The organism is Microbacterium lacticum (assembly GCF_006716815.1).
GTDB classification, from domain to species: Bacteria; Actinomycetota; Actinomycetes; order Actinomycetales; family Microbacteriaceae; genus Microbacterium; species Microbacterium lacticum.
Genome location: NZ_VFPS01000002.1, coordinates 295,616 through 309,915, shown reverse-complemented (window position 1 = coordinate 309,915; position 14,300 = coordinate 295,616). Strand labels below are relative to the sequence as shown.

At 72.4% G+C, this 14,300-nt stretch carries 13 protein-coding genes and 1 pseudogene; 8 read left to right on the top strand and 6 right to left on the bottom strand.

Annotation, left to right across the window (positions count from 1 at the left end; translation table 11 throughout):
* Positions 1-57 precede the first annotated feature (57 nt).
* Positions 58-1,161 carry a DNA glycosylase AlkZ-like family protein gene (locus tag FHX68_RS07225; RefSeq protein ID WP_229661425.1) on the top strand — a complete coding sequence of 368 codons (1,104 nt, stop codon included), beginning with the start codon at positions 58-60 and terminating at the stop codon, positions 1,159-1,161.
* Between the two features lie 3 nt (positions 1,162-1,164).
* Here FHX68_RS07225 and FHX68_RS16340 read toward each other — a convergent pair whose 3' ends face one another.
* Positions 1,165-1,719: a methyltransferase gene (locus FHX68_RS16340; RefSeq protein WP_141380818.1), complete on the bottom strand. Its 555-nt coding sequence runs from the start codon at positions 1,717-1,719 to the stop codon at positions 1,165-1,167.
* Here FHX68_RS16340 and FHX68_RS07215 point away from each other — a divergent pair.
* A complete protein-coding gene (locus tag FHX68_RS07215; protein ID WP_373288677.1) occupies positions 1,696-2,619 on the top strand; it encodes an LLM class flavin-dependent oxidoreductase in 924 nt (307 codons plus the stop codon). The two genes, FHX68_RS16340 and FHX68_RS07215, sit on opposite strands and share 24 nt — an antisense overlap.
* 105 nt (positions 2,620-2,724) lie before the next feature.
* On the opposite strand, the gene FHX68_RS07210 is transcribed toward FHX68_RS07215, so the two are convergent.
* The 4 genes from FHX68_RS07210 to FHX68_RS07195 are packed head-to-tail and all read right to left on the bottom strand — an operon-like array spanning position 2,725 to position 5,948.
* The gene (locus FHX68_RS07210; RefSeq protein WP_141380817.1) at positions 2,725-3,633 is read right to left on the bottom strand and encodes an ABC transporter substrate-binding protein; all 909 of its coding nucleotides are present in this window, start codon (positions 3,631-3,633) and stop codon (positions 2,725-2,727) included.
* A 52-nt stretch (positions 3,634-3,685) separates the two neighbouring features.
* Complete coding sequence (locus FHX68_RS07205; RefSeq protein ID WP_141380816.1) at positions 3,686-4,420, bottom strand: ABC transporter permease; 735 nt, start codon at positions 4,418-4,420, stop codon at positions 3,686-3,688.
* Positions 4,417-5,106, bottom strand: a complete 690-nt coding sequence (locus tag FHX68_RS07200; protein WP_141380815.1) for an ABC transporter permease — start codon at positions 5,104-5,106, stop codon at positions 4,417-4,419. Before FHX68_RS07200 ends, FHX68_RS07205 begins: the two co-directional genes overlap by 4 nt.
* Positions 5,103-5,948, bottom strand: coding sequence for an ABC transporter ATP-binding protein (locus FHX68_RS07195; RefSeq protein WP_141380814.1), 846 nt, complete (start codon positions 5,946-5,948; stop codon positions 5,103-5,105). The genes FHX68_RS07200 and FHX68_RS07195 overlap by 4 nt, the downstream gene beginning before the upstream one ends.
* Before the next feature lie 97 nt (positions 5,949-6,045).
* On the opposite strand from FHX68_RS07195, the gene FHX68_RS07190 reads away from it, so the two are divergent.
* The 5 genes and pseudogenes from FHX68_RS07190 to FHX68_RS07170 all read left to right on the top strand — a co-directional run bounded on the left by FHX68_RS07190 (position 6,046) and on the right by FHX68_RS07170 (position 12,224).
* Positions 6,046-7,482, top strand: a complete 1,437-nt coding sequence (locus FHX68_RS07190; protein WP_141380813.1) for a dihydrolipoyl dehydrogenase family protein — start codon at positions 6,046-6,048, stop codon at positions 7,480-7,482.
* A gap of 99 nt (positions 7,483-7,581) precedes the next feature.
* Positions 7,582-8,250 carry a PadR family transcriptional regulator gene (locus FHX68_RS07185; protein WP_141380812.1) on the top strand — a complete coding sequence of 223 codons (669 nt, stop codon included), beginning with the start codon at positions 7,582-7,584 and terminating at the stop codon, positions 8,248-8,250.
* Between the two features lie 9 nt (positions 8,251-8,259).
* Positions 8,260-9,983, top strand: a pseudogene (locus FHX68_RS07180) (ABC1 kinase family protein).
* A gap of 127 nt (positions 9,984-10,110) precedes the next feature.
* The gene (locus FHX68_RS07175; RefSeq protein WP_141380811.1) at positions 10,111-10,671 is read left to right on the top strand and encodes a hypothetical protein; all 561 of its coding nucleotides are present in this window, start codon (positions 10,111-10,113) and stop codon (positions 10,669-10,671) included.
* Between the two features lie 257 nt (positions 10,672-10,928).
* A complete protein-coding gene (locus tag FHX68_RS07170; protein ID WP_141380810.1) occupies positions 10,929-12,224 on the top strand; it encodes a M18 family aminopeptidase in 1,296 nt (431 codons plus the stop codon).
* Here the strand turns inward: FHX68_RS07170 and msrA are convergent, their stop codons facing one another.
* Complete coding sequence (gene msrA / locus FHX68_RS07165) at positions 12,225-12,761, bottom strand: peptide-methionine (S)-S-oxide reductase MsrA (protein ID WP_141380809.1); 537 nt, start codon at positions 12,759-12,761, stop codon at positions 12,225-12,227. It abuts the gene before it with no gap.
* 231 nt (positions 12,762-12,992) lie between these two features.
* On the opposite strand from msrA, the gene FHX68_RS07160 reads away from it, so the two are divergent.
* Complete coding sequence (locus FHX68_RS07160; protein ID WP_229661426.1) at positions 12,993-14,270, top strand: MFS transporter; 1,278 nt, start codon at positions 12,993-12,995, stop codon at positions 14,268-14,270.
* Positions 14,271-14,300: the final 30 nt, after the last annotated feature.

The window sequence follows — 14,300 nt, the reverse complement described above, 5'->3', positions numbered from 1 at the left end:
CCGCCCGCCCGGTGCCCACCGCGCGCCGTGTCGGCGCCCGGCGGTACGCTCGCGAACGTGTCGGAGACTGTGCACCTCAGCCGGGATGACGCCCGCCGCCTCGTGGTGCGCGCGCAGCTGCTCGATGCCGCGCGGCCCGGCGACGTGGTCGAGGTGGCCGAGCAGCTCGGCGCGATCAAGATCGACCCGACGGCGACGATCGCGCCGTCTGAGCAGACGATCCTGTTCAGCCGCATCGGCTGGGGCTACGAGCCGGGCCAGCTCGCGAGCTCGGTCGAGCGCGACCGGACCCTGTTCGAGTTCGACGGGCACTTCCGCCCCGCGTCGCTCCTGCCGGCGCACCTCGCGCGCATGCGCGGACGCGTGTTCCGTACGCAGGCGACGCAGTGGCTCGAGGCCAACGCCCGCTTCCGCGCCGACGTGCTCGACCGGCTGCGCGCCGAGGGCCCGATGCTCGCGGCGCAGATACCCGACACGAGCCAGCTCGCGCACAAGAACGAGGCCGGCTGGTACGGATCGAACCAGGTACCGCGCATGCTCGAGCTGCTCTCGTATCTCGGCGAGACGGCGATCGTCGGCCGTCAGGGCCGCCAGCGGGTGTGGGATGTCGGCGAGCGGGTCTTCGCCGAGGCGCCGGTGCTCGACTACGACGAGGCCGGTGCCGTGCTGGAGGAGCGCCGGCTGCAGGCGGCCGGGATCGCGCGGCAGCGCTCGCCCTGGACGCCCGTCGGATCCGCCGGGGTGCCCGCGACGGTCGACGGCTCGACATGGAAGTGGCGGGTCGACCCCGCCGCGCTGGCGAACCTCGACGACGACCCGGGCGGCCGCGTCGCGATCCTGAACCCCTACGACGGCATGCTCTTCGACCGGCCGCGGCTGACGGAGCTGTTCGGGTTCGAGTTCGTGCTCGAGCAGTTCAAGCCGAAGGCGCAGCGCCGCTACGGCTACTTCGTGCACCCGGTGCTCGTGGGCGACCGCTTCGCGGCCCTCCTCGACGCGCAGCTCGACAAGAAGAAGGAGAACCTCGTCGTGACCGCGGTGCACGAGCTCGACGTCACCGACCCGCGGCTCGCTCTCGACGACGAGGAGCGCGAGATGGTGGATGCCGAGATCAGCGACCTGGCGGAGTGGCTGGGCGTGCCGGTCGCGCGCCCGCGCTGACCCTCAGACCCGCTCGTAGCGGCGGAGGGCCCGCCCCCACCCGACGATCTCGCGCCCGCCGGGGCGTAGCCCCGCCGCCTCGGCGAGGGCATCCAGCCGGCTCTCGGTGCGCAGGGCGCCGCCGTGCACCGCGAGCAGCTCGAGGTCGTGTTCGAGTTCGTGCTCGTCGTCGGTCTCGTCGGTGTGCGGGTCTTCGAGCACGAGCACGCCGCCCCCACGGGTCGACGCGGCGGCCTCGGCGAGCACGTGCGCGGCGTCGTCGTCGCCGAACTCGGCCAGCGCCCCGACGAGCAGGTAGGCCTCGGCGAGCTCCGGTCGACGGTCGAGCAGTCCGCCGGTCTCCACGACGATCTCGCCGGCACCGGCACCGGCGCCGGTGTCGCCGGCGGCCAGGTCGGCGGCGGCGCGCGCCTGCGACGGCGGCACGAGCAGCCGCAGGAGGGCATCCTGCAGCAGCGTCGTGGTGCCCGCGGGGCGACCGTCGCGGCTCAGCCACGTGATGTCGACGTCGCCGGCGGTCTCGAGCTGCTGGATGTGCACACCGGCAGCGCGCGCCACTTCGGCGACGCGCCGGCACTCGGCCACGATGCGGCGTACGACCGCGCCGAGGAGTGGCTGAGCGGCATTCGCGCCCTCTGGCGCTCGTGGGGCGAGGGGGCCCTCGTCCGCGACGCCCCGTCCGGCGTCTACGCCGACGGCACGCGACTGGATGCCACGGCGCACCGCGGCGAGTACTACGCCTTCGACGGGCCGCTGAACGCGGTGCCGTTCGAGCGCGGCGACCCGGTGATCGCCTCGCCGGGCGGGTCTGGGCGGGGACTCGCGTTCGCGGGGACGAACTCCGACATCCAGCTGGCGCTCGCGCCCCTCACGGAGAGGAGCGTGCGGGAGTACCGCGCCCGTATCCACGCGGCGGCCGTCGCCGCCGGCCGTGCCCCGTCGGACGTCACGATCATGTTCGCGATCCAGCCCGTGATCGTGTCGTCGCCGGAGGAGGCCGACCGGCTCGTCGCCGCGTCTGCGCAGCCCGACGAGGCGACGCTGCGCCAGATCGCGCAGCGGCAGTCGAGCGACCTCGAGACCGACCTCACGGCGCTCGACCTCGACGCGCCGCTGCCCGAGGCACTCTTCGCCGAGCACGTGTCTCAGGGCTCGCTGCGCCGGCTCATCGGCGACCGCGACCGGGCGACGACGCCGCTGCGTGCGCACCTCACGGCCCTCGCGAGGCTCGGCCGGATCGCCGACCGCACCGGCTTCGTCGGCACGGCCGACGAGTTCGCCGACCTCGTCGAGGAGCTCGGCACGTGGGGCAACGACGGGGTGCTGCTCTGGGGAGACCTGCACCCCGTGACGGTGCACCGCACGCTCGACGAGCTCGTGCCGGTGCTGCGCCGCCGCGGCATCCTGCGCCGGGAGTACACCGGCGCGAGGCTGCGCACCGACCTCGCCGCGTTCTGATCTGCGGGCCGCGAGCGTCCGCGCGGGTTCGCACCGTCGCGCCGCCCGCGGCCAGCGCACACGAAAACGGCCGGGGGCACGCCCCCGGCCGTTCCGCGTCGGTGCTCAGCCGAGGTCGTTGGCCTTCAGCCAGGCGGCGGCGATGTCCTTCGACGACTTCTGGTGGACTTTCGACTCCACGTTGAGTGCCACGAGACCGTCGGGAGTCAATGCGGCGCTGATCTTGTTGATGACGTCGGCGGCATCCGAGGGGAATGCCGCGTTGACGAGCGGTACGACGTGCGACGCGAGGAAGAGGCCCTTCGGGTCTGCGAGGGTCACCAGGTTCTTCGTCTTGATGTCGGGCTCCGCGCTGTACACGTTCGCGACCTGGATGTTGCCGGCGACGAGTTCGTCGACCGTCGTGTCGGCGGTGGCCCGGAAGGTGACGTCGACGCCGTACTTCTCCTTGAGACCTGTCGGACCGTACGGGCGCTGCTCCAGCTCGGGCGGACCGCCCAAGACGAGCGGCGAGATGCCGGCGAGGTCGCCGATGCTCTTCAGGTTGTGCTCCGCCGCGAACGCCGCCGTCACGTTGTACGAGTCCTGATCGGTGGCGGGCGACTGGTCGAGCACGGCGAGCCCCTCGGGCAGCGCCTTCTTGAGGGCCGCGTAGACCTCGTCGGTCGTCCTCGCGGTCGTCGTCTTGTCGAAGTACTGCAGCAGGTTGCCGGTGTACTCGGGCGTGAGCTGGACGGTCCCGTCCTGCACCGCCGGGATGATCGCCTCGCGCTGCCCGATGTTGAACTTACGGTCGACGGTGAACCCGGCGCCCTCGAGGGCCTGCGCGTAGATCTCGGCGATGATCTCGTTCGAGTAGTACGCCTGCGAGCCGATGAAGATGGTGTCGGATGCCGGGGCCGAGCTCTCGCCGCCGCCGGTGAGCGGGTCGGACGAGGCGCAGCCGGAGAAGGCGAGGGCAGCGACGGCGGCCACGCCGACGGCGGCGGCGAGGCGGGTGCGGATGCGGGACATGGGATCTGCCTTTCGTTGGACGTGCGAGGGTGCTGTGGACGGTGGAGCGGGATCAGGAGGCGGCCGCGCGGACGGCCGATGCACGGGCACCGCTGCGTTCGCCCTGACGGCGGGCGTCGCGCCCGGCGACCCCGCGGGGGACGACGAGACGCTGGAGCAGGGCGAACAGCCCGTCGAGGGCGAGCGCGAGCACGACGACGATGAGGGAGGAGCCGAGGATCTGCGGGAAGCTCCGGAGCTGGATGCCCTGGATGATGAAGAACCCGATCCCGCCGAGCCCCACGTAGGCCGCGATGGTCACCGTCGCGACGACCTGCAGGGTCGCCGACCGGAGCCCGCCGATCAGGAGCGGGAGTCCGAGGGGCACCTCGATCTTCCAGAGCACCTGCCAGCCGGTCATGCCGACCGCCCGCCCCGCGTCGATGACGGTGCGGTCGATCGCCTCGAACCCGGCGTAGGCGCCGGCGAGGATCGAGGGGATCGCGAGCAGCACGAACGCCACCATCGCCGCCTCGGTCTTGTGCACGACGCCGAGCACGAGCACGAGCAGCACCACGAGACCGAGCGAGGGCAGCGCGCGCGCCGCGCCGGAGAGGGCGACGGCGATCTCGCGCCCGCGGCCGGTGTGGCCGATGAGCCACCCGAGCGGGATCGCGATGATCGCCGCGATCGCGACCGCCCCGAACGTGAAGGCGAGATGCTGCCCGACGGCGAGCGGCAGGGGGAGCGACCCCGAGAGCCGTTCGGGCGAGAAGATCCAGGCGAAGGCATCCGCGAAGACGTTCATGCGACCCCCTCCGCTAGACGGGCGCGGGCCGCCGAGCGTTCGCGGCGGGTGAGGGTGCGCCGCGGCAGCCACGGCATGGCGATGCGACCGGCGATCACCAGCAGCAGGTCGACGAGCAGCGCGATGACGACCACCGCGACGACGCCGGCGAGGATCTCCGGCACGATGCGGCGCTGGAAGCCGTTGGTGAAGAGGTAGCCGAGGTTCGACTGCCCGATGAGCACGCCGACCGTCGCGAGCGAGATCGTCGAGGTGGCGGTGACGCGCAGGCCCGCCAGCAGTACGGGGCCGGAGAGGGGCAGATCGACCGTCCAGAAGCGCCGCCACGGCCCGTAGCCGACCGCGATGGCCGCGTCGCGCGTGGCGGGATCGACCGATTCGAGGCCGTCGGTGACCGATCGGGTCATGATCGCGACGCCGTAGATCGTGAGCGCGACGATGAGGTTCGTCTCTGAGATGAGCGGCACGCCCGCCGCGGCGAGGAGGGCGAACAGTCCCAGCGAGGGGATCGTGTAGAGCAGCCCGATCGTCGTGAGCACGGGCCCGCGCAGGATCGTGTAGCGCCAGGCGGCCCAGCCGATCGGGAGGGCGATCACGAAGCCGAGCGCGATCGCGATGACGCTCTGGCGCACGTGGTCGAGCGTCAGCGACCAGATGAGGTCCAGGTTGTCGAGCACCCACGTCACGGGGCGGCCTCCGGCGTAGCGGCTGCCTCGTCGACGAGCACGCCCTGGGTGCGCCCGGCGGCATCGACGAGCACCGTGCCGCGCGCCGTCCGCTTGGCGTGCAGGGCACGCGCCCCGCGTTCCACCCCGATGAACTCGGCCACGAAGTCGGTCGCCGGGTTCTCGATGATCTCCGACGGGCTGCCGACCTGGGCGATGTGGGCGCCCTTCTCGAGGATCACGACCTGGTCGCCGAGCAGGAACGCCTCGTCGATGTCGTGCGTGACGAACACGACCGTCTTGTCGAGGTCGCGCTGCAGGCGGAGCGTCTCGGTCTGCAGTTCGCTGCGGACGATCGGGTCGACCGCGCCGAACGGCTCGTCCATCAGCAGGATGTTCGGGTCGGCCGCGAGCCCGCGGGCGACGCCTACCCGCTGCTGCTGGCCGCCGGACAGCTGACGGGGATAGCGGTCGGCGAGCGCGCGGTCGAGGCCCACGATGTCGAGCAGCTCGAGGGCGCGCCGACGGGCCTCGGCCCTCGGCGTGCCGTTCAGGCGCGGCACCGTGGCGACGTTGTCGATGACGGTGAAGTGGGGGAGCAGCCCCGCGTTCTGCATGACGTACCCGATGCCGCGGCGCAGCCGGACGGGGTCGCGGTTCTGGATGGGTTCGCCGTCGATCGTGATCTCGCCGCTCGTCGGTTCGATGAGCCGATTGATCATCCGCAGCAGCGTCGTCTTGCCGCACCCCGATGAGCCCACGAAGACGGTGGTCTTGTGGGCGGGCAGCACGAGACTGAAGTCGTCGACCGCCACGGTGCCGTCGGGGAACTGCTTCGTGACGGAGCGGAATTCGATCGCCATGCATCCTCCGGTTCGGGTGGGATCAACCCAACCACACCCCTCCGACATTCTCACAGGGGGCTGGCACGGGACGTCACACTCGGGTAAGGCTGGGCAGATGGATGCCACGGAGTACGACCTCATCGTGATCGGCGCCGGTCCTGTCGGCGAGAACGTCGCCGACCGGGCCGTGCAGGGCGGTCTCACCGCCGTCATCGTCGAGTCGGAGCTGGTCGGCGGGGAGTGCTCGTACTGGGCGTGCATGCCCTCGAAGACGCTGCTGCGGCCGGTCGCGGCCCTCCGCGCGGCGCGGGCGGTGCCGGGCGCCGCGCCCGCGGTGACCGGCGGGGTCGACGTCGCCGCGACGCTCCACGCGCGCGACCGGATCGTGCACGAGTGGAACGACGCCGGTCAGGTCGACTGGCTGAACGGCGCCGGCATCGACCTGGTCCGCGGGCACGGCCGACTGGACGGCGAGCGGAGGGTGCGGGTGGAAGCGCCGGACGGCACCGAGCGCGTGCTCACCGCGCGGCACGCGGTGGCGGTGTGCACCGGGTCGGCGGCGCTCCTGCCGGACATCCCCGGCCTCCTCGACGCGGAACCCTGGATGAGCCGGGAGGCGACCGCGGTGGCCGAGGTGCCCGCCTCGCTCGCGATCCTCGGCGGAGGCGTCGTGGCGTGCGAGCTCGCGACGGCGTTCGCGTCGTTCGGGACCCGCGTCACGGTCATCGCGCGGTCCGGGCTGCTCGGCCCGTTCGAGCCGTTCGCCGGCGAGGCGGTCGCGCAGGAGCTCCGTGCGGCGGGCGTCGACGTGCGCCTGCACACCGACGTGCAGGCGGTGCGCCGCGACGGCGCTGCGCGCGTGGTCGAGCTGAAAGGCGGCGACGAGGTGCGCGCCGACGAGCTGCTCGTCGCGACGGGCCGTGTGCCGCGGACGGGCGATCTGGGCCTCGAGACCGTGGACACCGGCGCGACGCCGCTCACGGCGGGGGAGTGGATCGGGGTCGACGACACCCTGCGGGTGCCGGGGACATCGTGGCTCTACGCGGTCGGCGATGTGAACCATCGCGCACTCCTCACGCATCAGGGCAAGTACCAGGCGCGCGCGGCCGGGGATGTGATCGCGGCCCGCGCGACCGGCGGCGAGGTCGACGACCGCCCGTGGGGTGCGCACGTCGCCACGGCCGACCATTCCGCGGTGCCGCAGGTCGTCTTCACCGAGCCGCAGGTCGCGTCCGTCGGGCTCACGCAGAAGCAGGCTCAGGATGCCGGGGTGCGCGCCCGCACCCTCGACGTCGACCTCGGCGGCATCGCCGGCGCCGCCACCCACGCGCCCGGGTACGCCGGGACCGCCCGGGCGGTCGTCGACGAGGATCGCGGCGCGCTGATCGGTGCGACCTTCGTCGGCGCCGACGTCGCGGAGATGCTGCAGGCGGCGACCATCGCGGTCGTCGGTGAGGTGCCGCTCGACCGTCTCTGGCACGCGGTGCCCGCCTATCCGACGATCAGCGAGCTGTGGCTGCGCTGGCTCGAGGCGTACGGCCGGCCGAGCTGAGGGATGCCTGCGCGCTGACGCTCACGGCGAACTCACGGCCTCGACGACACATGAACGATATATCGTTATATATCGTTCACGATTCGAGGGAGGGTGCTCATGAACAGTTCATTCGGTGGTCAGGGGTTCGGCGGTCAGGGCTACGGAGGCCAGGGCTTCGGCGGTTTCGGCGGCGGTGACGGGCGCGGAGTGTTCGGCGCCGCCGGCATGGGCGACCTGTTCGAGACGCTCGGCCAGCTCAAGCAGAACTTCGAGGAGTCGATCGGTCAGCGCTTCGACCAGAAGGCCGGGTCCCGCATGGGCCGCGGCGACGTGCGCGTCGCGATCCTCGCGCTCCTGTCCGAGCAGCCGATGCACGGCTACCAGATCATCCAGCAGATCGAGGAGCGTTCCGGCGGCTCGTGGAAGCCGAGCCCGGGCTCGGTGTACCCGACGCTGCGGCTGCTCACCGACGAGGGCGCCGTCGAGGTCGAGGAGGAGGGTGGGCGCAAGACCTACTCGATCACCGAGGCCGGCCGCGCCGAGGCATCCGACCGCCCCGCCCCGTGGCAGGGTCAGCAGACCGGCGCCGCGGGCGAGTCCGCGGCCGGTTCGCACGGTGCACGTCCGAGCGGCCCGGGCTTCGGGGCGCTCCCCAAGGCGGGCGCCAACCTCGCGCAGGCCGCGATGCAGGTGGGACGCACGGGCACTCCCGAGCAGGTGCAGCAGGCCGTCGACATCATCGACGAGGCACGCCGCAAGCTGTACGCGATCCTCGCCGAGGGCTGAGCCGCACCGATGCCGGCGTCGCGCGCCCGGTATCGCCGGATCGTCCGGTTCGCGACCGGCGTGATGCTCTCCACGTGGTGGTTCGAGGTCGTGCTGCCCCGGATCGGCTTCGCCGGGGTCGCCGAGCGCGGTCGTACCGCGCGGCTGCAGCGCATCTCGCGCCGCTTCCGCGTACTCGCGATCGAGCTCGGCGGCCTCATGATCAAGGTCGGCCAGTTCCTCTCCTCGCGGCTCGACGTGCTGCCGCCCGAGGTGACGAGCGAGCTCGAGCAGCTCCAGGACGAGGTGCCTCCGGTGCCGTTCGACGAGATCCGCGCGCTCGCTGAGGCGGAGCTCGGGGTGGCGCTCGGCCGCGTCTACGCCTCGTTCGACGAGGTGCCGGTGGCAGCGGCATCCCTCGGCCAGGCGCACCGCGCGCGGCTCTCGGCCGAAGATGAGCGCATCGTCGGGTTCCGTGACGTCGTGGTCAAGGTGCAGCGGCCCGGCGTCGACGAGATCGTCGAGATCGATCTCGCGGCGCTCTGGACGATCGCCGACCGGCTCAGTCGGTCGGGTTCGTGGCGCGGCGGGTCGATGTGCCGGCGCTCGTCGAGGAGTTCGCCGCGACCAGCCGCGAAGAGATCGACTATCTCCACGAGGGCGTGTCGGCGGAGCGGTTCGGGCTGGAGTTCGCCGACGGCGCGCGCGTGGCCGGGCCGACCGTCGTGTGGGAGCGGACGACGCGCCGCGTGCTGACCCTGTCCGACGTCACGGCGATCAAGGTGAACGACGTCGCGGCGCTGCGGGCGGCCGGGATCGACCCCGCCGAGGTCGCGCAGACCTTCGCCGAGGTGATGTTCGAGCAGCTGTTCGGCGCGGGCTTCTTCCACGCCGACCCGCACCCCGGGAACGTCTTCGTCACCCCGCACGCGCCCGACGCCGCCGGGCGAACCTGGACGCTCACCTTCATCGACTTCGGCATGATGGGCCACGTCCCGCCCGAGCTGCGCGCCGGGCTCCGGCGCATCGTGATCGCCGTCGCCGCGCGCGACGGCAAGGGTCTCGTCGCGGGCATCCAGCAGATCGGGGTGCTGCTGCCCTCGGCCGACACGACCGAGCTCGAGCGTGCGCTCACCGAGCTGTTCGCGCGGTTCGGCGGGCTCGCCTTCGCCGAGCTGCAAGACCTCGACCCGCGCGAGTTCCGCGCGTTCGCCGACGAATTCGGCGAGGCCATGCGCGAGCTGCCGGTGCAGCTGCCCGAGAACTTCCTGCTGATCACGAGGGCGGTCTCGCTCACCTCGGGCGTGTGCAGCGCGCTCGACCCGGGGTTCAACGTCTGGAGCTCGGTCGAGCCGTTCGCCCAGCGGCTGCTGCGCGAGGAGAGCCGCGGTGCGGTGACGGATGCCGCGAAGAGCGCGCTCTCGTACGCGAAGACCGTGCTGGGTCTGCCGGTGCAGATCGACCACGTGGCCGCGCGGATCGACCGGGGCGAGCTCGCGGTGGACACTCCCGAGATCGACCGTCGCCTCGACCGGCTCGAGGGGATGCTGCGGCTCGTGATCGCCGCGGTCGTGTTCGCCGCGATGGTCGTCGGCGGCTCGCTGCTGTGGACGGCGGCGCCGCCGCTCGCGGTGACGCTGCTCGTCGTGAGCATCGTGCCGCTCCTGATCGCCCCGTCGGGGCTCACTCGACGGCGCGGGCGGCGTCCGCACCGCCGCGCCCATCGCAGCCCGCACGTCACCGCGCGCCGCTGATAGTCTCCTCAGCGACAGCGCCTAGGGTTCCGGGGTCTCGCACCCGCCTGAGTGCGGGGCGTCATCTGACAGGACAAAAGCCCGGAGGACCCCGTCCGTCGCGCCCGCCGCCGGACCGAAGGGTCTGATGTCTCCGCTCGCACTCCTCCTCGTCCTCGGCGCCGCGTGCGCCCACGCCGGCTGGAACGTGCTCGCCCACGGCACGAGCCGTCTCGGCGTCCCGTTCCTGTGGTGCGGCGCCGTCGCGAGCACCCTCCTCTGGGCGACCGTGGTGCCGCTCACCGGCGGTCTCGGCAAGGCCGGCCTCGCCGGGTTCCTCTGGGGCGTCGGCGTCTCGGCGGTCGTGCACGTCGCGTACATGCTCGTGCTGCAGCGCGGCTACCGGTCGATCATCCGCGAGATCCCCGGGATCGCGTACTCCGACAGCGCGTTCGTCTCGAGGCTGGGCGCGCACGCGCGCGCGACGCCGGTCGTGCCGTGCTGCCAGGCGAGCGTCGTGCGGCCGCCGCTCGGGGCCGGCGCGGAGGGGAGTGCCACCACCGCACTGGCGACGGCGGGCGAGCCATCGGCGCGCTCGGTCGCGTACAGGATGCGGAGCGCGGTCGAGCCGACGGGGACCTCACCGTCGTACGCGCCGACCCGCAGCAGCGCGCCGGGCTCGGCGGCAACCGGCTCCGTCCACGTGTAGCCGCGGCGACGACCCAGGCGAACAGCAGCAGCCCCACATCCGGCCAGAGCCACACGAGCACCGCCGCGGCGAGGCTCGCCGCGGCGGCGGCCCACACCGTCACCTGCAGCGTCGTGAGGGGGCGGAGCGCCAGGAACACGCCCAGCGCGACGGCCGCGGCGCCGAGCACGCCGGTGAGGATCCGGGCGGTCGAGGCGGGTCGCCCGCTCATCCTCTCAGCGTAGGGTCGCCGCGGGAGCGCGAACTACGCTGGGAGGATGTCCGCCCCCGTCACTGCCGCCGCCCTCGCCCACGCCGACGACCTCGCCGGGTTCGTCGCCGCCGCACCGTCGAGTTTCCACGCCGCGGCCGAGGTCGCACGGCGCCTGACGGATGCCGGGTTCGAGCCCCTCGACGAGACCGAGGCCTGGCGCGTGACTCCCGGCGACCGCCGGCTCGTCGTGCGCGACGGCGCCGTGATCGCGTGGGTCGTCCCGGGCGGTGCGACCGCCGATACACCGTTCCACATCTTCGGGGCGCACAGCGATTCGCCCGGGTTCAAGCTCAAGCCGCAGCCGACGACGGGCCGCGCCGGGTGGCTGCAGGCCGGCGTCGAGATCTACGGCGGACCGCTGCTGAACTCATGGCTCGACCGTGAGCTGCGCCTCGCCGGGCGGCTCGTGCTCGACGACGGATCCAGCGTGCTGACTGCGACCGGGCCGCTCCTGCGCCTCCCGCAGCTCGCGATCCACCTCGACCGCGAGGCGAACGACCACCTCGCGCTGCACAAGCAGACCCAGACCCAGCCCGTGTGGGGTCTCGGCAACGCGGCATCCGCCGACCTCCTCGCCGAACTCGCCGCCGCCGCCGGCCCGGACGTCGATCCGGCACGCATCCGCGGCTACGACATCGTGACCGCCGATGCGGCCCACGGCGCGGTGTTCGGCAAGGACGACGCGTTCTTCGCGTCGGGTCGGCTCGACGACCTGGCATCCGTGCACGCCGGTCTCGTCGCCCTCGAAGCACACGAGCACGCGGATGCCTCGCACATCGCGATGCTCGCCGTCTTCGATCACGAAGAGGTCGGGTCGGGCACCCGTTCGGGCGCCGCGGGGCCGTTCCTCGCGGACGTGATCGAGCGCATCCAGCTCGGGCTCGGCGCCGATCGCGAGCAGCAGCTGCGCGCGCTCGCCGCGTCGTGGTGCGTCTCGAGCGACGTCGGCCACTCCGTGCACCCCAACTACGTCGAGAAGCACGACCCGGTCGTGCAGCCGCTGCTCGGCTCAGGCCCGATCCTCAAGATCAACGCCAACCAGCGCTACGCGACCGACGCGGCCGGCGCCGCCGCCTGGCACGGGTGGTGCGACGCGGCGGGCGTCACGAGCCAGGAGTTCGTCTCGAACAACGCTGTGCCGTGCGGGTCGACGATCGGACCGATCACCGCGACGCGGCTCGGCATGCGCACCGTCGACGTCGGCATCCCGATCCTGTCGATGCACTCCGCGCGCGAGCTCGTCGGCACGGCCGACCTCCTCGCGCTCAGCCGCGCCGCGGCCGCCTTCTTCGCCGGCTGATCACGCCTCGGCGCGGGCGGGGAGCACCCACCCGGCACGCGGGAAGTGGCACGTGTACCCGTTCGGGATGCGCTGCAGGTAGTCCTGGTGCTCGGGCTCGGCCTCCCAGAACGGGCCGGCGGGCTCGATCGTGGTGACCGCCTTGGCCGGCCACAGTCCCGAGGCATCCACGTCGGCGATCGTGTCGCGGGCGACCTGCTCCTGCTCGCTCGTCAGCGGGAAGATCGCGGAGCGGTAGCTCGTGCCGATGTCGTTGCCCTGCCGGTTCAGGGTCGACGGGTCGTGGATCTGGAAGAAGAACGCGAGGATGTCGCGGTAGCTGGTCTTCGCCGGGTCGAACACGATCTCGACCGCCTCGGCGTGACCGGGGTGGTTGCGGTAGGTGGCGTGGTCGTTCTGGCCGCCGGTGTAGCCGACGCGGGTGTCGAGCACGCCGGGCTGGCGCCGGATGAGGTCTTCGACCCCCCAGAAGCAGCCGCCGGCCAGTACTGCCGTCTCGGTGCCCGCGGTCCGGGTGATGCTGCCATCGTTCGACATGGTGTCTCCTTCGCTCGCACAGGTCGTGGATGCCGCGGCAGCGGCGTCTTCTCCCACAACATCTGCTGCATCGATTCTGGTCCCTCCCGAACCTCACAGGTCGCTGGGAGTCGATCCACGGTAGAATGGATGCCTCCGCAGCGCCGTTTCGGCGCGGCGAGGTGCATCTACCAGCTCGATGGAACCGGGAAACGGCGGCACGTGAAAACGAGCCCTTTTCCGGAGGAGAGCGTGACAAGCACCCTGAAGCACGACGCCGTCACCGGCGGTGACGAGGCGACGCTGATCGATCACACCGGGTGGATCTACTGGCCCATCGCGTTCATCGCGCGGCTGCCGTTCGCGATGATGACCGTGGGCGTGCTGATGCTCGTGGTCGCTGCGACCGGATCGGTGGGCCTCGGCGGCCTCACCTCCGCCGCCGTCGGCATCGGCGTCGTCATCGCCGGCCCCCTCATCGGCGACCTCGTCGACCGTCACGGTCAGCGCCGCGTGCTCGTGCCCGTGGGCCTCGTCAATGGCATCCTGCTCGCCGTGTTCCCCTTGATCGTGATGAGCGACGTCCCCGAGGGCGTGCTGCTCGCCGCAGCGCTCGCGATCGGGCTCACCGCCCCGCAGGCGGCCGCGATGTCGCGCAGTCGCCTGCTGACGATCATCTCGGCGCGGCTCGCACCGGGCCGCCGCGCGCAGACCACGAGCCGGATCATGGCCTACGAATCGGCCGCGGACGAGACCGCGTTCGTGATCGGGCCGTTCCTCGTGGGCATCCTGGCCGCCCTCATCGCGCCGTGGGCGCCGATCGCGATCGCGGCGGCGCTGAGCTTCGCGTTCGTCACGGCGTTCGCCCTGCACCCGACCGCGCGAGTCGTCACCGTCGGTGACGACGCCACCGCCCAGCGTGCGCCCCTGCGCGAGGTCTTCTCGGCGAAGGTGCTGGTGCTGGTCGCCGCGACCTTCGCGGTCGGCATGTTCTTCGGGTCGACCCTGACCTCGCTCACCGCGTTCGCGCAGGCGCACGGCGACGAGGCGCAGGCGGGGCTCCTCTACGGCCTCATGGGGATCGGCTCGGCCGTGCTCGCGCTCGGCGTGGTGCTGCTGCCGGCGCGGTTCGCGCTGGCGCGGCGGTGGATCGTGTTCTCCCTCGTGGTCACGATGGCCTCGGTCGGCTATTCGACGGCCGACTCGCTCGCCGCGATCATCGTCTGGCTGCTGCTCATGGGGCTCGGCGTCGGACCGACCCTCGTCACCCTGTTCTCGCTCGCGGGTCAGCGTGCGCCGCTCGGCCGCGCCGCGACGACGATGACGCTGCTCGGATCGGCGCTCACCCTCGCGCAGGCGCTCTCGTCGGCCGTCACCGGCTGGCTCGCCGAGGAGGTGTCGCTGCACGTCGCGATGATCGTCCCGGCCGTCGCCGGCGTGCTCGTGCTGACGTTCGGGGTGGTCAACGCGGTGGCCGAGCGGCGCGCCGCGACCGGCTCCGTCGCCGCGGCCGAGCAGGTCGCCGCATAGCGGAGCGCGTCGCCGCATAGCGGAGCGCGT